This is a genomic window from Arthrobacter sp. PM3, assembly GCF_003352915.1.
GTDB lineage: Bacteria > Actinomycetota > Actinomycetes > Actinomycetales > Micrococcaceae > Arthrobacter.
Genome location: NZ_CP022314.1, coordinates 1,578,755 through 1,595,636, shown reverse-complemented (window position 1 = coordinate 1,595,636; position 16,882 = coordinate 1,578,755). Strand labels below are relative to the sequence as shown.

General features: G+C 68.0%; 16 protein-coding genes, 1 other RNA gene and 1 pseudogene. 11 read left to right on the top strand and 7 right to left on the bottom strand.

The window, feature by feature from the left end; translation table 11 throughout:
- A pseudogene (locus CFN17_RS19910) lies at positions 1–101 on the top strand (gluconate 5-dehydrogenase); the annotation flags it as partial.
- Positions 101–1,177 carry an L-idonate 5-dehydrogenase gene (locus tag CFN17_RS07375; protein WP_208750775.1) on the top strand — a complete coding sequence of 359 codons (1,077 nt, stop codon included), beginning with the start codon at positions 101–103 and terminating at the stop codon, positions 1,175–1,177. The pseudogene CFN17_RS19910 and the gene CFN17_RS07375, both read left to right, overlap by 1 nt.
- 58 nt (positions 1,178–1,235) lie before the next feature.
- On the opposite strand, the gene CFN17_RS07370 is transcribed toward CFN17_RS07375, so the two are convergent.
- Complete coding sequence (locus CFN17_RS07370; protein WP_208750774.1) at positions 1,236–1,964, bottom strand: FadR/GntR family transcriptional regulator; 729 nt, start codon at positions 1,962–1,964, stop codon at positions 1,236–1,238.
- Positions 1,965–2,228: 264 nt separating this feature from the next.
- Here CFN17_RS07370 and gndA point away from each other — a divergent pair, with 264 nt between their 5' ends.
- Entirely contained in the window at positions 2,229–3,665 is a 1,437-nt protein-coding gene (gndA, locus tag CFN17_RS07365; protein WP_208750773.1) for an NADP-dependent phosphogluconate dehydrogenase, read from the top strand.
- 195 nt (positions 3,666–3,860) lie between these two features.
- Here gndA and epsC read toward each other — a convergent pair whose 3' ends face one another.
- The 3 genes from epsC to msrA all read right to left on the bottom strand — a co-directional run bounded on the left by epsC (position 3,861) and on the right by msrA (position 6,008).
- Positions 3,861–4,445 carry a serine O-acetyltransferase EpsC gene (gene epsC / locus CFN17_RS07360; protein ID WP_208750772.1) on the bottom strand — a complete coding sequence of 195 codons (585 nt, stop codon included), beginning with the start codon at positions 4,443–4,445 and terminating at the stop codon, positions 3,861–3,863.
- 37 nt (positions 4,446–4,482) lie between these two features.
- Positions 4,483–5,418 carry a cysteine synthase A gene (cysK, locus tag CFN17_RS07355; protein WP_208750771.1) on the bottom strand — a complete coding sequence of 312 codons (936 nt, stop codon included), beginning with the start codon at positions 5,416–5,418 and terminating at the stop codon, positions 4,483–4,485.
- 65 nt (positions 5,419–5,483) lie between these two features.
- The gene (gene msrA / locus CFN17_RS07350; RefSeq protein WP_208750770.1) at positions 5,484–6,008 is read right to left on the bottom strand and encodes a peptide-methionine (S)-S-oxide reductase MsrA; all 525 of its coding nucleotides are present in this window, start codon (positions 6,006–6,008) and stop codon (positions 5,484–5,486) included.
- 100 nt (positions 6,009–6,108) lie between these two features.
- Here msrA and CFN17_RS07345 point away from each other — a divergent pair, with 100 nt between their 5' ends.
- On the top strand, positions 6,109–7,056 hold the full coding sequence (locus CFN17_RS07345) for a Nif3-like dinuclear metal center hexameric protein (RefSeq protein WP_208750769.1): 948 nt from the start codon (positions 6,109–6,111) through the stop codon (positions 7,054–7,056).
- A gap of 61 nt (positions 7,057–7,117) precedes the next feature.
- Positions 7,118–7,855: a zinc ribbon domain-containing protein gene (locus tag CFN17_RS07340; protein WP_208750768.1), complete on the top strand. Its 738-nt coding sequence runs from the start codon at positions 7,118–7,120 to the stop codon at positions 7,853–7,855.
- A gap of 15 nt (positions 7,856–7,870) precedes the next feature.
- On the opposite strand, the gene CFN17_RS07335 is transcribed toward CFN17_RS07340, so the two are convergent.
- Together CFN17_RS07335 and CFN17_RS07330 are read right to left on the bottom strand one after the other, a co-directional pair.
- On the bottom strand, positions 7,871–8,635 hold the full coding sequence (locus tag CFN17_RS07335) for a YaaA family protein (RefSeq protein WP_208750767.1): 765 nt from the start codon (positions 8,633–8,635) through the stop codon (positions 7,871–7,873).
- A gap of 51 nt (positions 8,636–8,686) precedes the next feature.
- Entirely contained in the window at positions 8,687–9,610 is a 924-nt protein-coding gene (locus CFN17_RS07330) for a slipin family protein (RefSeq protein ID WP_208750766.1), read from the bottom strand.
- A gap of 111 nt (positions 9,611–9,721) precedes the next feature.
- On the opposite strand from CFN17_RS07330, the gene rnpB reads away from it, so the two are divergent.
- The 5 genes from rnpB (at position 9,722) to CFN17_RS07305 (ending at position 14,820) form a co-directional block, all read left to right on the top strand.
- An RNA gene (gene rnpB / locus CFN17_RS07325) (RNase P RNA component class A) lies at positions 9,722–10,115 on the top strand.
- Between the two features lie 128 nt (positions 10,116–10,243).
- Complete coding sequence (locus CFN17_RS07320) at positions 10,244–11,914, top strand: GMC family oxidoreductase (RefSeq protein ID WP_208750765.1); 1,671 nt, start codon at positions 10,244–10,246, stop codon at positions 11,912–11,914.
- 230 nt (positions 11,915–12,144) lie between these two features.
- Positions 12,145–13,635 carry a glyceraldehyde-3-phosphate dehydrogenase gene (locus CFN17_RS07315; RefSeq protein ID WP_208750764.1) on the top strand — a complete coding sequence of 497 codons (1,491 nt, stop codon included), beginning with the start codon at positions 12,145–12,147 and terminating at the stop codon, positions 13,633–13,635.
- A 65-nt stretch (positions 13,636–13,700) separates the two neighbouring features.
- On the top strand, positions 13,701–13,913 hold the full coding sequence (locus CFN17_RS07310) for a hypothetical protein (RefSeq protein ID WP_208750763.1): 213 nt from the start codon (positions 13,701–13,703) through the stop codon (positions 13,911–13,913).
- Between the two features lie 109 nt (positions 13,914–14,022).
- A complete protein-coding gene (locus CFN17_RS07305) occupies positions 14,023–14,820 on the top strand; it encodes an HNH endonuclease family protein (protein WP_208750762.1) in 798 nt (265 codons plus the stop codon).
- Between the two features lie 38 nt (positions 14,821–14,858).
- Here CFN17_RS07305 and CFN17_RS07300 read toward each other — a convergent pair whose 3' ends face one another.
- Positions 14,859–15,827 (bottom strand): 1-phosphofructokinase family hexose kinase, encoded by a 969-nt coding sequence (locus CFN17_RS07300; RefSeq protein WP_222612664.1) that lies wholly within the window; start codon positions 15,825–15,827, stop codon positions 14,859–14,861.
- Positions 15,828–15,954: 127 nt separating this feature from the next.
- On the opposite strand from CFN17_RS07300, the gene ppk2 reads away from it, so the two are divergent.
- A complete protein-coding gene (ppk2, locus tag CFN17_RS07295; RefSeq protein ID WP_208750761.1) occupies positions 15,955–16,848 on the top strand; it encodes a polyphosphate kinase 2 in 894 nt (297 codons plus the stop codon).
- Positions 16,849–16,882: the final 34 nt, after the last annotated feature.

The window sequence follows — 16,882 nt, the reverse complement described above, 5'->3', positions numbered from 1 at the left end:
AGGACCTGGCCGGGCCGGCGGTGTGGCTGGCCTCGGCGGGCTCGGACTTCGTCAACGGGCAGACGATCTTCGTCGACGGCGGCATGACGGTGGTGGTCTGATGACGGGCGCAACAATTCTTCCGGCGGTGGTGCCGGTGGCGGGGCCGGCGGTGGTGGCCCATGGGGCGGGGGATCTGCGGATCGAACAGGTCCCGGTGCCGGTCCCGGGCCCGGACGAGGCGGTGGTGGAGGTCGCGTTCGGCGGGATCTGCGGGTCGGACCTGCATTACTGGCTGCACGGGGCGGCGGGGGAGTCGGTGCTGAAGGCGCCGATGGTGCTCGGGCATGAGATTGTCGGGACCGTGGTGCGGGCCGCGGCGGACGGGACCGGCCCCGCGGCGGGCACGCCGGTCGCGGTGCACCCGGCCACCCCCGGGGACGGGCCGGGGCGGTTCCCGGCGGAGCGGCCGAACCTGTCCCCGGGGTGTACGTATCTGGGGTCCGCGGCCCGGTTCCCGCACACGGACGGGGCGTTCAGCCGGTACGCGGTGCTCCCTGCCCGGATGCTCCGGGCCCTGCCCGCCGGGCTGGAGCTGCGGAGGGCGGCGCTGGCCGAGCCGACGGCCGTGGCCTGGCACGCGGTCGGCCGGGCCGGGGACGTGGCCGGGAAGACGGTGCTGGTGATCGGGTCCGGGCCGATCGGGGCGCTGGCCGTGGCCGTGCTGAAACGTGCCGGCGCGGCCCGGATCGTGGCGGTGGACATGCACGAGAAGCCGCTGGAGATCGCCCGGGCCGTGGGCGCGGACGATCTCCTGCACGGGACGGACACCGCGGCGATCGAGGCGGTCGAGGCCGACGTCGTGATCGAGTCCTCCGGCAGCCACCACGGCCTGGCCTCCGCGGTCCGCGGCGCGGTGCGCGGCGGGAAGGTCATCATGGTCGGGCTGCTGCCCACCGGCCCGCAGCCGGTCCTGATCTCCCTGGCCATCACCCGGGAACTGGACCTGATCGGCTCGTTCCGGTTCAACGACGAAATCGATCACGTCATCACCGCCCTCGCCGACGGCACCCTCGCCGCGGACCCCGTCATCACCCACACCTACCGGCTCGAGGACGGCCTGGCGGCCTTCGCCACCGCCCGCGACGCCGCCACCTCCGGAAAAGTCCTGCTCGACTTCCGGCCCAAGCCGGAGTGAGATGACAGCCCGCGGCCGGGGTGTCAGCATGACGGCGTTCCTGGAAGTATTGGGGCTCCTAGGACCGCTGGACCGGGACGAACACCCGCGGCTGGTTTTTCCAGTTCGGCTCCATCTCCGAGATGGTCTCCCGCATGATCCGGTTCGAGGCCTCGCGCGCGGCGGGGGCGTCCCCGGCGGCGATGGCCTCGGCGACGTCCACGTGCCACTGCAGCGCCGTCTCCCGCGGGTGGTCCGGCATCAGGCCGTGGGCGGTGCGGCCGGTCAGGGTTTCGGTCACCTGGCCCACCATGTTGGCGAACATCTCGTTGCCGGAGCCGGAGAGCAGCAGGGAGTGGAACAGGATGTCCAGCTCCAGGAACCGGGGGACATCGCCGGCGCGCCCGGCGTCCCGCATGTCATGCGAGACCGTCACGAGCTCCTGGCGGAGTTCCTCGGGGGCGTTGGCGGCCGCGAGTTCCGCGGCGACCGGTTCGACGGCGGTGCGCAGCTCGGCCAGGGACCGCAGCTGCGCGCCGCGGCCCTCACCGGCCAGGCGCCAGCGGATCACAAGCGGGTCGAAGGGGTTCCACCGGCTGGGCGGCAGCACCCGGATGCCGACGCGCTTGATGGTCTCGACCAGGCCCAGGGACTGGAGGACCCGGACGGCCTCCCGGACCACTGAGCGGGAAACCTTGAGTTCGTCCTCGAGGTGCTCGGCGAGCATGACATGTCCGGGCGGAAGCTCGCCGGCCACAATCTTTGTCCCGAGGTGCTCAATGGCACGATGGTGGAGACTGGTTGACATAGTCGTAAGCATAGTGCGGCGGGCGTCGTCCGGGCCGACCGGCGGCACGGCAGCGCGGGATCATAGACTGTTTGTGACGCGCAAGTGTTCCGCTCCGTGGGCGCGGCTTTCCCGCAACCCACGGGAATACATATGGTTTATAGACAGCCACTGAATCTCAACAGCGGGTTCCGCCCCATGCGGCACAACCTGCCCGAGTCCTACACGAACGTCGTATCGGGACCGCCGTACGTACGTGGTGTACACAAATGAATTGGAGTTTTGATGTCAGCACACATCGGTGTCACCGGCCTTGCCGTGATGGGGGCCAACCTCGCACGCAACCTGGCCCGGAACGGCTTCACTGTCGCCTTGCACAACCGGTCCGTGGAAAAGACAGACGCCCTGCTCGCCAAGCACGGTGACGAGGGCGACTTCGTCCGCACCGAGACGCTGCAGGAGCTCGTTGATTCGCTGGAGAAGCCGCGCCGCGTCCTGATCATGGTCAAGGCCGGCAAGCCGGTGGACTCCGTGATCGAGCAGCTCGAGCCGCTGCTGGAGCCCGGCGACATCATCATCGACGCCGGCAACTCGCACTACGAGGACACCCGCCGCCGCGAAGCCGCCCTGGCCAAGAAGGACCTGCACTTCGTGGGCGTCGGCGTCTCCGGCGGTGAAGAAGGCGCCCTGAACGGCCCGTCCATCATGCCCGGTGGCTCCAAGGAGTCCTACAAGGCCCTCGGCCCGCTGCTGGAGAAGATCTCGGCGAAGGTCGACGGCGAACCGTGTTGCGCCTGGATCGGCACCGACGGCGCCGGCCACTTCGTGAAGATGGTCCACAACGGGATCGAATACGCCGACATGCAGGTCATCGGCGAGGCCTTCGACCTCCTGCGCTCCGGCGCCGGAATCGAGCCGGCCGACCAGGCCAAGATCTTCGAAGAGTGGAACAAGGGCGAGCTGTCCTCGTTCCTGATTGAAATTTCCGCCGAGGTCCTCGGCCACGTGGACGCCAAGACCGGCAAGCCGTTCGTCGACGTCGTGGTGGACGCCGCAGGCCAGAAGGGCACCGGCCGCTGGACGGTTATCTCCGCACTCGAACTCGGTTCGCCGGTCTCGGGCATCGCCGAATCCGTGTTCGCCCGCGCCCTGTCCTCCCAGTCCGCCCAGCGCAAGCTCGGCCAGGAACTGCTGGCCGGCGAGGAAATCGCCGTCGAGGTCCCGGACAGCTTCGTCGAGGACGTCCGCCAGGCCCTCTACGCCTCCAAGCTGGTCTCCTACGCCCAGGGGCTGGACATGCTCACTTCCGCGGCCAAGGAATACGGCTGGGACCTGAAGCTGGACGAGATCGCCTCCCTCTGGCGTGCCGGCTGCATCATCCGGGCCGAACTGCTCAAGGACATCACCAAGGCGTACGCCGCCGACGAGAAGCCGGCCAACCTGCTGTTTGCCCCGGCCTTCACCAAGGCGATCGGCGAGGCACTTCCGGCCTGGCGCCGCGTCGTCGCGACGGCTGTCCAGCTCGGCATCCCGGTGCCGGTGTTCTCTTCCTCGCTGGCCTACTACGACGGCCTGCGCCGCGAGCGTGTCGCCGCTGCCCTGATCCAGGGCCAGCGCGACCTCTTCGGCGCGCACACCTACGGCCGCGTTGACGCCGAAGGCACGTTCCACACCCTCTGGGGCGAGGACAAGTCCGAGATCGCGGCAGTCGACACCCACTAGCCCGCACCGTTTCAGACCGGACGGCCGGCCCTTTCCAGTTACTCTGGACAGGCGCCGGCCGTTCGTGTTTCCGGCCGCGCACGACGCAGTTCAGGACCCCCGCCATGCGGGCTGCCCTTGCCGGCAGGATCATTAACCTCTACAAGCGGTTCCCGGGCTAGCCGGACGGCCGGCAGCGTTCAGCCGGCCGGAAACCTAGATATGGTAGTCGATCAGGTATTCGGCCGGGTCGACGGCGGGTTTGGTCTCGCGCTGCGCGTCGCGGTGCCGCCAGGTGGCCGGGACGCCGGTGACGATCGACTCGGCCGGAGCGTCCTTGACCACCACGGCGTTGGCGCCAATCGCGCTGTCGCGGCCGATGGTGATGGGTCCCAGGACTTTGGCGCCGGCGCCGATCACAACACGGTCCCCGATGGTGGGGTGCCGTTTGATTTTCGCGAGCGAGCGGCCGCCGAGGGTGACGCCGTGGTAGATCATGACGTCCTCGCCGATCTCGGCGGTCTCGCCGATCACGACGCCCATGCCGTGATCGATGAAGAACCGCCGGCCGATCGTGGCGCCGGGGTGGATCTCGATGCCGGTGAGGAACCGGGCCAGCTGCGAGATGAGACGCGCCGGGAACCTTAGGGCCGGGTTCTGCCACAGCCGGTGCGTCAGGCGGTGGAACCAGATGGCGTGCAGGCCGGAGTAGGCAAAGAAGTTTTCAAAAGAACCCCGCGCCGCCGGGTCATGCGACCGGGCGGCGTCGAGGTCTTCCTTCAGTCTTGCGAAGAAGCTCACAAAGACCTTTCTGGCAATCGTGGATCAGCGGCCGGACTTAGCCGCGGATGTCGTCGTACAGCACGGTGGAGATGTAGCGCTCACCGAAGTCGCAGACCACTGCAACAATGAGTTTACCGGCGTTCTCCGGACGCTTGGCGAGTTCCAGGGCGGCCCAGACGATCGCGCCGGAGGAGATGCCGCCCAGGATGCCTTCCTTGATGCCAAGATCCCGTGCGACCCGGACGGAGTCCTCCAGCGTGGCGTCGATGACCTCGTCGTAGACGTTGGTGTCCAGGATGTCGGGGACGAAGTTCGCGCCGAGGCCCTGGATCTTGTGCGGGCCCGGGGCGCCGCCGTTGAGGATGGGGGAGTCCTTCGGCTCGACCGCGACGATCTGGACGTCCGGGTTGCGCTCCTTGAGGACCTGTCCGACGCCGGTGACGGTGCCGCCGGTGCCGACGCCGGCGACAAAGATGTCCACCTTGCCGTCGGTGTCCGCCCAGACTTCTTCGGCCGTGGTCCGGCGGTGGACCTCCGGGTTGGCCTCATTGGCGAACTGCCGGGCCCAGATGGAGTTCTCCGTGTTGGCCACGATTTCCTGGGCCTTCTCCACGGCGCCGCGCATGCCTTCGGAGCCGGGCGTCAGGACGATCTCGGCGCCGTAGGCGCGCAGCATGACCCGGCGCTCGGTGGACATGGTTTCCGGCATGGTCAGGATGACCTTGTAGCCGCGGGCCGCGCCGACCATCGCCAGGGCGATTCCGGTGTTGCCGGAGGTGCCTTCGACAATGGTGCCGCCGGGCTTGAGGGCTCCGGACTTTTCGGCAGCGTCGATGATGGCGACGCCGATCCGGTCCTTGACGCTGTTGGCCGGGTTGTAGAACTCCAGCTTGACGGCCACGGTGGCGTCAAGGCCTTCGGTCAGCCGGTTGAGCCGGACCAGCGGGGTCCCGCCGACCAACTGGGTTACATCGTCATAGATCGGTGCCATGTATGTATGCCTGTCTTTGAAGAGGGATAACTGAGGTCAGCCTAACGAGCGCGTGCAGACCCTAGCTAAGCATTAAGCCACGCAGAGTAATATTTCCTCGCCTTGGCCAGCTTCGGGTTGATGATCACCTGGCAGTACCCCTGTTCGGGGTATTTCGCGAAGTAGTTCTGGTGGAAATCCTCGGCCACGTGGAACTTCGGCAGCCGGCTGACCTCGGTCACGATCGGGTGCCGCCACAGGGCCTGGTTCCGTTCGATCGCCTCTTCGAAGAGGATCTTTTCCTCGGTGGTCTCGTAGAACATCGAGGACCGGTACTGGGTGCCGACGTCGTACCCCTGCCGGTTCAGCGTGGTGGGGTCGTGGAGGGCGAGGAACATGTCCAGGATGACGTCGGCGGGAATGACGTCCTCGTCGAACGTCACCGCCACCACTTCGGCGTGGCCGGTGGTTCCGGAGCACACCGAGTAATAGTCGGGGTTGCGGTCATGGCCTCCGGTGTAGCCGGACACCACCGCGCTGACACCCTTGGTTTTCTGGTAGACGGCGTCGAGGCACCAGAAGCAGCCTCCGCCGAGGACAAAAGTTCTCATGATCTGTTCAATGGTTCGACGCCGCCGATGATTCCCCAAGCCACCTTACGAGACTCTTACACGTGACGGGGACGACGGCGGATAGGGTAAGAATGTGGGTATGGAACCTGTGAACACCGATGTTTCAGCTGAGTCCGGCGGCGCCGCCGCTGCCGCGGCCGACGGCGGTCCCGGCAACGGGGACGCCTCCGGCACCGCGGACCTTCGCACAGCGACGCTGGGAACGGTCCAGCTGGCGGTGGAGGAACTCTGGCCCGAATCGCTCGCCGAGGACTGGGACGAGGTGGGCCTGGTGGCGGGGCACACCGACGCCGAGGTGCACAGGATCATGTTTGCCGTGGACCCGACCGCCGAGGTGATTGAGGAAGCCATCGACTTCGGCGCCGAACTGCTCATCACGCACCACCCGCTGCTGCTCAAGGGTGTCACCTCCGTCGCCGCCAACACGGCCAAGGGCAAGGCCGTCCACCGCCTCATCGAATCCGGCACCGCACTGATGACCGTGCACACCAACGGGGATTCCGCCGTCGGCGGCGTCTCGGACGTGCTGGCGGACGCCCTGGGCCTGCAGAACGTGACCCCGCTGACCCCCGCCGCAAACGGGCTCCCCGAGGAAGGCATCGGCCGGGTCGGCGACCTCGAGGAGGTCCTGACCCTGGGCGACTTCGCGGCCCGCGTATTCGGCATCCTGCCCTCGGTCGCCGGCGGTGTGCGGGTATCCGGTGACCGGGCCGGGCTGGTCCGGCGGGTGGCCGTCTGCGGCGGCGCCGGCGACTCCCTCTTCGGCGAGGTGCGGGCCAGCAACGCCGACGTCTACCTGACGGCGGACCTGCGCCACCACCCGGCGTCGGAAGCGCGGGAAGCGGCGGTCAACGACCGGCCGTACCTGATCGACGTCTCGCACTTCGCCAGCGAGTGGCTGTGGCTGCCCGCAGCCGCCGAAGCCCTCGGCAACGTGCTCACCGACCAGGGCCACGACGTCGAAATCCGGGTCAGCACCACCAACAGCGACCCGTGGGACTTCATTCTGACTCCGGGCGGGGACTAGAGTCTAGGAAGCGCCGGCACGGTGCCCGGCTCCGGCCGGAAGGGAACAAGCGGAGGTAATAGTGGCGAAGGCAGCACCGGCGGAACAGTTGAAGTTGCTCGAATTGCAGGCACTGGACGCCAAGCTCAAATCCCTCTCCAACCGCCGCCGAAGCCTGGAGGCCGACTCCCGGATCACTGACCTGGAAGCGGCCCTCGGCGTCGCCAACGGTGAACTCGGCGCCGCCAGGATGGCCGTCCATGACGCCGAACTCGAACTCAAGCGTGCCGAGGCGGACGTCGAGCAGGTGGCGTCACGGATCGAGCGCGACGAAGCCAAACTCAACAGTGGCACCGGCCTGTCCAAGGACCTCGTCGCCCTGCAGCGGGACCTCGTCTCCCTCAACAAACGCCGCTCGGACCTCGAGGACGTCGAACTCGAAGTCCTGGAACGGCTGGACTCGCTGCGCGCCCGCCAGGCCGCGCAGCAGAAGATCGTCGATGACATCCAGGGCTCCTTCGGCGCGATCCGCGCCGAACTGGACGCACAGCTGGCCGAGATCGCCGCGGAAGCCACCGTGGTGCGCGGCCAGCGGGCCGAGTTCGCCGGCGGACTGGACGCGGGAATGCTCGCCGTCTACGAGAAGACCCTGGCCAAACGCGGCGTCGGCGCGGCGCGGCTCTTCCACGGCACCTCTGAAGGGTCCGGGATGCAGCTCAGCCCGGGCGACCTCGCCGAGATCAAGGCCGCCGCGGAGGACGACATCGTCTTCTGCCCGGACTCCGGCTGCATCCTGGTCCGCTCCGCCGAGTGGGCCTAGCCACCGTGCTGCTGGCTAGCTGGGCAGGATGATGTTCAAGGTGTGCGGCTTGCGGGCCGTGCCCTCAACGAGTTCTGCCGCCCACTTTTCGGCTGCGGCTTGTCTCAGTTGCGCGGGAGTCTGCGGCGCCTTGCCCCTGCGGCTGAGCAGATGCCGCGCCAGCTCGCCCCGGGTGTGCTTGGCAAAGTGGCTGACCACCTTCCGCACCCCGCCGGCCTCGGTGAAGACGTTCACGGCCACGGTCCGCTCCGCCGGGGGAGCCCAGGCCGCGGCGTAGGTGCTGGACCGGCAGTCCACCAGCAGGTGGCCTTCCGTGGCCGCCGCCAGCGCATCGTCGAGCAGGGGCTTCCAGAACGAGGCAAGCCGTCCGACGTCGGGCAGTGCGGTCCCCATCGACAGCCGGTAGGCCGGCACCCGGTCCGCGAAGCCGATGGCACCCCACAGCGCGGAAATCACCAGGACCGACTCGTCGGCCTTCTTCCGCTGCGCGGCCGTCAGGGTGCTGTAGCCGAGGGCGTCATAGAGCACCCCGGAATACACCTGATGGGCCGGGGCGGCAGGTTCGGCGTGCAGGCGCGTGTTGCGTTCGACGTCGGCGCTCAACGATGCGCCGACGCGCAGTAGCGCCAGGGCATCCTCGTGGGCGCTGACGGTGCCCAGCGCGTCAAGGACCTTGGCCCGGGCGCTGTTGAGGGCGGGAAAGCTCAGGGCCGTCCAGTCGGCGGCGTCCCCGCCGGTCGCGGGAGTCTTGCCCTCGGAGGGCGGCAGCAGAATTAGCACCGTACGATCTTACCGGCGCCCGCCGGAGCCCGGTCGGGCCCCGCTGCTGGGTCAGGCGGCCCTGGCCGGAGGATCCGGTGTCACATCCGGTGTCACCGTCGGGGGCTCTGCCGGTGCCGCGGCCTGCGGCGTTGCCAGCGGGGTTGACAGGGCGGCGGTCTGCGACGCAGCCGGCTCCGCTGCCGGCGCGCCTGAGCTGGCCGCCTGGTTCTCGCGGGCCAGGAAGGCGCCGAGTTCGGCGATGGTGCTCATCAGGGGAGCCGGGAAGACGACCGTCGAATTCTTGTCGACCCCGATCTCGACCAGTGACTGCAGATTCCGCAGCTGCAGGGCCACAGGGTGCGCCATCATGGTGTCGGATGCCTGGCCGAGGGCCACGGCCGCGATGGACTCTCCCTCGGCGGAGATGATCTTGGCCCGCTTCTCCCGCTCGGCCTCGGCCTGCCGGGCCATGGCCCGCTTCATGCTGTCCGGGAGCTGGATGTCCTTGAGCTCGACCAGGGTCACCTCGACACCCCACTCCAGGGTCAGGGCATCCAGGATTTCCCGGATGTCGCCATTGATGCGTTCGGTCTCGGACAGAGTCTGGTCCAGGCTGTGCCGGCCGACCACCTTCCGCAAGGTGGTCTGGGCAATCTGGTTGATGGCTGCCGCCACGTCCTCGATCGCCACCACCGACTTCACGGCGTCGATCACCCGGTAGTAGGCCACGGCCGAAATGTCGACGCTGACGTTGTCCTGGGTAATGATGCCCTGCGACTGGATCGGCATCGTCACGATCCGCAGACTGACCAGCTGGAGCCGGTCCACCACCGGAATGATGAACCGCAGGCCTGGCATCCGCACTGCCACCACGCGCCCCAGCCGGAAGAGCACGCCCTGTTCGTACTGGCGGACAATTTTGATCGACAGCCGGGCGACAATCAGCACCAGGATGATTGCGAGCAGCCAGATGATGATGGCAGTCCAGTTCATCGGGATCGCTTCCTTGACTAGCAGAAAACCCTCCTCCAATTCTGCCACCGGGCGCGGCAAAAGGCCCCGGTGGGGCGGGGCGGCCGGGAGGGACGTAGAATGAACAGCGGATGGGTTGACCAGGCGGCCGCGCGTCACGCAAGTGGCTCGAGGAACGTCCGGGCTCCGCAGAGCAGGGTGGTGGGTAACGCCCACTCGGGGTAACCCGCAGGCCAGTGCCACAGAGAACAGACCGCCTGCGTGCGGCGTGTGCCTGCACAGGCCGCAGGGCAGGTAAGGGTGAAACGGTGGTGTAAGAGACCACCAGCTTCCCGGGTGACCGGGAAGGCTAGGTAAACCCCACCCGGAGCAAGGCCAGACAGGGCACGTTTGAGGGCTGCTCGCCCGAGTGCCCGGGTAGGCCGCTGGAGGGCGCCGGCAACGGCGTTCGTAGATGGATGGCCGCTACTCCCGCGCCGGCAACAGCGCGGGAGCACAGAACCCGGCGTATCGGTCAACCCATCCACACACTTGGCCGCCGGGCTGTACGGGACCTTGGGAAAACCTTGGGGCATGGTTGACTTCACCCGGGCGAAAACTCACACTTCAATGAACGCTTCAGGTAACGGTGCATTGAGCGATGGTTGAGGAGTCATGGTGCCGGACGATGCAGCATACGACTATGTGATCGCCGGGGGTGGCACAGGCGGCAGCGTCCTGGCCGGCAGACTTACCGAGGACCCTTCGGTGCGCGTGCTCCTGCTTGAGGCAGGAAGATCCGATCGCCACCCGTTCATCCACATGCCAGCGGGCTTCCCGAGATTAAAGGGAGGCCCTTATCAATGGGCGTACAGCAGCGTTCCGCAAAGGCACAGCAACGGCCGCAGCATCCCGCTACCGCAGGGCCGCGGGCTCGGCGGCGGCGGCTCCATCAACTCCCAGGTCTTCACGCGGGGCGTGGACGCGGACTACGACGGGTGGGTCGCGGACTACGGGTGCGAGGGCTGGTCCGCCGCTGAGGTGGCCAAGTATTTCGTCCGCTCGGAGTGCAATTCAAGACTCTCCGGACCCCGTCACGGAACCCAGGGTCCGCTCGGCGTCTCGGACCTCCGCCGTCCGCACACGCTCTCGGCCGCGTTCGTGCAGGCCGGCCAGGAGTTCGGGCTGCCCTACAACAACGACTTCAACGGCGCCGAGCAGCACGGCGTCGGCTTCTACCAGACCACCACGAAGAACGGCCGCCGGTGCAGCGCAGCCGTCGCCTACCTGAAGCCCGCGCGCAAGCGGCGCAATCTGACGGTGCGTGTGAACGTCACCGTAGCCAAGGTGGTGATCAAGAACGGCCGCGCCGTGGGCGTCCAGGCGATCGAAGACGGCGTGGCGCGCACCTACAGCGCACGCCGGGAGGTCATCGTCGCCAGCGGCGCCTTTGGATCCCCGAAGCTGCTACAGCTCTCCGGCATTGGCGACCCCGCGGACCTCGCGGCCGCCGGCATCGACGTCATCCATGCGCTGCCGGGTGTGGGGAAGAACCTCCAGGACCACCTGGATCTGGACATCATCTACGAACTCACTGACGACCACAGCCTGGACCGGTTCAACCGCGTGCGCCCGGCGACCGTCATGGCCGGGCTCGAGTATGTGGCCTTCCGCTCGGGACCGTTCGCGTCCAACCTTGTCGAGGCCGGCGGTTTCAGTTACGCCAACAAGGACGAGGCGACGCCGGACCTGCAGTTCCACTTCCTGCCCGCCGCACGGTCGGAGCCGGGCATCACGTCGCTGCAGCCCGGCTTCGGGATGACGCTGAACTCCTACTTCCTGCGCCCGCGAAGCCGGGGGACGGTGCGGGCCGCCTCGGCGGACCCCGAGCAGATCCCGCTCATCGACCCGAATTTCCTCGCCGACGATTATGACCTCGAGATGACGATCGCCGGCGTGCAGCAGAGCCGTCAGATCATGGAGCAGCCAGCGATGGCAGCGTTCACCAAGAGGGAGCACATCGGCGACGGCTCGCGGGTGGCAACCCGCGACGAGTACGTGAACTTTGTGCGCTCCTACGGCCGGACCTCGTACCACCCGGTCGGCACCTGCGCCATGGGCACCACGGACGATTCCGTCGTCTCACCGCGGTTGAAGGTTCATGGGCTGGAGGGCCTGCGGGTGGTCGACTCCTCGATCATGCCCCGCCTGATCAGCGCCAACACCCAGGCGCCCACCATCATGATCGCGGAAAAAGCCGTGGACATGATCCTGGAAGACGCCGGCAAGCTGGCGCCCGGACTGAGCGGCTTAGCCGGTTCCTCCCTGGCCCCCGACGGCGTGTGAGTCATTTCACGCCCTCCGGGCGCCGGAGGCTGCCGGTCCGCCCGTAGAATTGACGGTGAACGTAGAAGTTCCGCCGCCGGGTCTGCGTTCGCAGCCGGCGGCTTTTCTTTGCGCTCAGGCAGGCGCCCGGGGTGGACCGAATCCCCGGTGACGCCCAGGTACCGGACACCCTCCGGCGGCCGACTTCCCCCTACGAGGACGTAGGGGGTGGATTCTAGGAAGGTAGTTCTGTGAGCCAGACGTCAGATTCTTGTCTTGATACGTGGATGGGCCGCGAGGCGCTCGCCGAGGCGATGATCCCCCTGATCGGCCGGCTGTACCGGGAAAACAACGTGGTGACCTCCATCCACGGCCGGAGCCTGATCAACAAGTCCACCATGAACATCCTCAAGGCCCACCGCTTTGCCCGCCGGATGAGCAAGGAGGAGCTGCGCCTCGAGGAAACGGCTCCGCTGCTGGAGGCGCTGACCAAGCTGGAGCTCGGCGCTGCAGCCATCGACATTGCCCGGCTGACTGAGAAGTACCGCGCCGAGGGCGAGGGCGTCAGCCTGGATGAATTCCTGCGCGAGGAACTCGCCGAGGTCGTCGGCAAGCGCGGCGGCGATGACCGGACCAGCACCGACGTCGTCCTCTACGGCTTCGGCCGCATCGGCCGGCTCCTGGCCCGCCTCCTGATCGAAAAGGCCGGCGGCGGCCACGGCCTGCGCCTGCGCGCCATCGTGGTGCGCCGCGGGTCGGACAACGACCTCTCCAAGCGTGCCAGCCTGCTGCGCCGCGACTCCGTGCACGGTTCGTTCGAAGGCACCATCCGGATCGACGAGGATGCCAACACCATCACCGCCAACGGCGTGCAGATCCAGGTCATCTACTCGGATAACCCCGCCACCATCGACTACACCGCGTACGGCATCCACGACGCCCTGGTGGTGGACAACACCGGACGCTGGCGTGACGCCGAGGGCCTGTCCCAGCACCTGCGGAGCACCGGCGTGGCCCGTGTGCTGCTGACCGCCCCGGGCAAGGGCGAGCTGAAGAACATCGTGCACGGCATCAACCACCGCGACATCACGGACTCCGACACGATCGTTTCCGCCGCCTCCTGCACCACCAACGCGATCACCCCGGTCCTGAAGGCCCTCAACGACCGCTACGGCGTGGTGCACGGCCACGTGGAGACGGTCCACTCCTTCACCAACGACCAGAACCTGATCGACAACTTCCACAAGGGTGACCGCCGCGGCCGCTCCGCCGCCCTGAACATGGTGATCACCGAGACCGGTGCCGCGAAGGCCGTGGCCAAGGCGCTGCCCGAACTGCTCGGCAAGCTCACCGGCAGCTCCATCCGCGTTCCCACCCCGGACGTGTCGCTGGCCATCCTGAACCTGAACCTGGAGAACGGCACCACCAAGGACGAAGTCAACGACTATCTGCGGGAACTGTCGCTGCACTCCGACTTCCGCAAGCAGATCGACTACATCGATTCGCCCGAGGTTGTCTCCACCGACTTCGTCGGCTCCCGCCGCGCAGGCATCGTTGACGGCCTGGCCACGATCTCCAACGACAAGAACCTTGTGGTCTACGTCTGGTACGACAACGAATTCGGCTACAGCTGCCAGGTGGTCCGCGTCATGGAGGAAATGGCCGGCGTCAACCCGCCGTCGTTCCCTGCCAAAGACGCGGCCGCCGTCCTGGAGGCCGCGGGCCTGCCGGCCCAGGTCTAAGGCGCGTTCGCTCTTTCCCGGCCGATGCACTGGAATCGGCCGGGAAAGGGAACCACAATGGAGCCATGGAACAGAACCCGGCTCTTGATGAACACGAGACCACCCTCGAACACGCGCTGGACGTGGCACGCAGCAACGCCAAGGAAGCCAAACGGCTCCTGGACGACGCCGTCGCCAAACGCCACGCCGGCGACGTCAACGACGACCGGGTGAGCCAGCTCCAGGAGCTGCTGGACCTGGCCAACGAAGACCTCAGACGGGTCACCCGGGACCAGTAGATCACGGCGCACCGCCACCAGTCCCCAACACTGTGGACAAACCCCGGGACGCCGCCGCGCCGGCGTAGGCTCAGGGCGTGCAGCAACCTCACCCCCGCAGGCCGCTCCCATGACCGTCACCTGGACGGACTTCCGGCGTGCCCGGCGCCGCTCCCGGCAGGCCTGGCTCCTTCTGGCCGCGGCCTGCCTGGCCGGTCTCGGCTTCCTCACCTGGTTCTTCACGGCCGGGCAGTTCTCCGTCGCGGAGCCCCAAATCCCTGGGCCCAGCGAAGCCCCGGTGCTGGCCCGCGGATGGATGAACCCGGTGGATGCGGTCCAGGCCGTCCCGCATGCAAGCGCCGCGGCCGTGCTCGACACGCTCGCGGTGAGAGGCAGGGCGGCCAAGGACAACTATGACCGCAGCGCGTTCGGCCAGGCCTGGCTCGACGTCGACGGCAACGGCTGCGACACCCGCAACGACATCCTCCGCCGGGACCTGGAGGCCGCAACTTTCGTGGACGGGGCGCCGTGCCAGGTGGCCGGCGGAACCTTCCGGGAACCGTACACCGGCCACGGGGTCACGTTCCGGCGGGGCCCCGAAACCAGCACGGCCGTGCAGATCGACCACGTCGTGGCGCTCGGCGACGCCTGGCAGAAGGGCGCCCAGCGGCTGACCGCCCAACAGCGCGAACACCTCGCCAACGATCCCCTCAACCTCATTGCGGTGGACGGTGCCGCCAACCAGGACAAGGGCGCTGGCGACGCCGCCACCTGGCTGCCGCCGAACAAGGCCTTCCGCTGCCACTACGTCGCGCGCCAGATTTCGGTCAAGGCCGCCTACCGGCTGTGGGTCGCGGCCGCCGAGAAGGAGGCGATGAAACGGATCCTCGCGTCCTGCCCGGGGCAACAGACCATCGTGGCCCGGTAGCCGGCTGCACCGCCTGTGGCCGCTGCGGCTTACGGCCGCTACGGCGAGCAGGGCTGGGCGGCGAGTTCTGACTCAAGACGTTCGACGTCGGCCCGGCCGCACAACTCCGTGGCCGTCGTCGTCACCGTGGCGGTTCCGGCGGCGACCGCGGCGCGAAACGCGTCCTCGAGGCTGCGGCCCTGGGCCATCCGGAGCACGAAGGCAGCCAGAAAGCTGTCGCCGGCTCCGACTGTGCTGCGGACCTGCACCTGCGGCACCGCCAGCCGGAGGACGCCGGACCCGGACGCGAGCACCGCCCCTTCGCCGCCGAGGGTCAGGGCGACGTGCTGCGCGGCCCCGTCCGCCACGAGCGAGCGTGCGGCCTCTACCTGGCTCTCCTCGCTGTCCAGATTGGTGCCGAAGTGCGCGCCGAGTTCCCGGCGGCTTGGTTTGACCAGGAAAACACCTTCGGCCAGCGCCGCGGTAAGAGACGCGCCGGAGGCGTCAACGACGCAGCGCGCCCCGCGCTCGTTCGCGAGGCGGGCGACGCGTGCATAGAAGTCGTCCGGGACGCCCTTGGGCAGGCTCCCGCTCGCCACCACGTAGCCGCCGGCGGGTGCGGATTCCGCGACTGCTGCCAGGCACCCGCGCCACTCCGGCTCGCTGAGTTCGGGACCCTCAAGAACAAAACGGAACTGCTTGCCGGTGCCCGTCTCATCGACCGTGAAGTTCTGGCGCGTGCTCCCGCTGATCGGCACCACCAGCGTGGGGATGCGTTCGGCTTCGACCAGCCGCCGGTATGCTTCGCCGGTGGGGCCGCCGGCGGTGTAGGCGGCGATCGTCTGCCCTCCGAGCCGGTGCACCACGCGGGACACGTTGACACCGCCGCCACCCGGGTCCAAACGGCCGGCATGGCACCGGAGCTTGTGTTCGCCGATGACTTCGGCGGTGACCGTGCTGACGTCCAGGGCAGGGTTTACGGTGAGCGTGAGGATTGGCAGCATCGCCGTTGGTGCGGGGGATCCCATGGCCCCAGCATAGGAGTTCCGCCCGGCATGATTCCCGGGCTGGATGGCCCTTGTAGCCGTTCCGCCGCCCGGCGGACAATGAGCGCGGCAGGGTAACCCGCCACGGAGGGGCACGGGAACAGGGAACATGGTGCATGACGACGGCAGCCCGGGCAAGGGACGCGACGCTCACAAGGCCGGCCACAAGAAGGGGCCCGGCGGCTCGGGGCGCAAAAGGGCGCGGCTCGACGCCGGGCTCTACGAGTCTGAACTCCTGCGCCTCCAGGCCGAACTCGTGGCCCTGCAGGAATGGGTCCGCAGTACCGGCGCCCGGGTGCTGGTGATCTTCGAGGGCCGGGACGCCGCCGGAAAAGGGAGCGCCATCAAACGGGTGACCGAGTACCTGAATCCCCGCTTCGCCCGGATCGTCGCCCTCCCGGCCCCCACCGAGAGGCAGCGCGGCGAATGGTATTTCCAGCGCTACATTCAGCACCTGCCCGCGGCCGGGGAGATCGTCCTCATGGACCGTTCCTGGTACAACCGGGCCGGCGTCGAACACGTGATGGGCTTCTGCACCCCCGCGGAACACAAACGGTTCCTGGCGCAGTGCCCGGTCTTTGAGCGCCTGCTGATCCAGGACGGCATCCTGATGTTCAAGTACTGGTTTTCGATCAGCCATGCCGAGCAGGAGCGGCGGTTCAGGTCCCGGCTGGATGATCCGATGCGGCAGTGGAAGCTCTCGCCCATGGACCGGGAAGCGATCCTGCGGTGGGAGGACTATTCCCGGGCCAAGGACGAAATGTTCGTGCAGACCGATACCGCGGAGTCACCGTGGTTCGTGGTGGAAGCCGAGGACAAGCGGCGGGCCCGGATCAACCTGATCGCCCATCTGCTCTCCAGCATCGACTACACCGAAGTGCGTACGGACCCTGTCACGCTGCCGGAACGGCCCCGCGCCGTCAACTACACCCGGCCGCCGCGGGAACTCTTCCGCTACGTTCCGGACCACGCGGCCAGCCTGGGAGTGCCCCCGGACGACTGACCGGACACTCCGGCCGACCGGATGCCGGCGGGCG

Bases quoted from the DNA above. Each gene is read 5' to 3' on its own strand.
- CFN17_RS07375 (WP_208750775.1), top strand. From the start codon at position 101: ATGACGGGCGCAACAATTCTTCCGGCGGTGGTGCCGGTGGCGGGGCCG.
- CFN17_RS07370 (WP_208750774.1), bottom strand. From the start codon at position 1,964: ATGTCAACCAGTCTCCACCATCGTGCCATTGAGCACCTCGGGACAAAG.
- gndA (WP_208750773.1), top strand. From the start codon at position 2,229: ATGTCAGCACACATCGGTGTCACCGGCCTTGCCGTGATGGGGGCCAAC.
- cysK (WP_208750771.1), bottom strand. From the start codon at position 5,418: ATGGCACCGATCTATGACGATGTAACCCAGTTGGTCGGCGGGACCCCG.
- msrA (WP_208750770.1), bottom strand. From the start codon at position 6,008: ATGAGAACTTTTGTCCTCGGCGGAGGCTGCTTCTGGTGCCTCGACGCC.
- CFN17_RS07345 (WP_208750769.1), top strand. From the start codon at position 6,109: ATGGAACCTGTGAACACCGATGTTTCAGCTGAGTCCGGCGGCGCCGCC.
- CFN17_RS07330 (WP_208750766.1), bottom strand. From the start codon at position 9,610: ATGAACTGGACTGCCATCATCATCTGGCTGCTCGCAATCATCCTGGTG.
- CFN17_RS07320 (WP_208750765.1), top strand. From the start codon at position 10,244: ATGGTGCCGGACGATGCAGCATACGACTATGTGATCGCCGGGGGTGGC.
- CFN17_RS07310 (WP_208750763.1), top strand. From the start codon at position 13,701: ATGGAACAGAACCCGGCTCTTGATGAACACGAGACCACCCTCGAACAC.
- CFN17_RS07305 (WP_208750762.1), top strand. From the start codon at position 14,023: ATGACCGTCACCTGGACGGACTTCCGGCGTGCCCGGCGCCGCTCCCGG.
- CFN17_RS07300 (WP_222612664.1), bottom strand. From the start codon at position 15,827: ATGGGATCCCCCGCACCAACGGCGATGCTGCCAATCCTCACGCTCACC.
- ppk2 (WP_208750761.1), top strand. From the start codon at position 15,955: ATGGTGCATGACGACGGCAGCCCGGGCAAGGGACGCGACGCTCACAAG.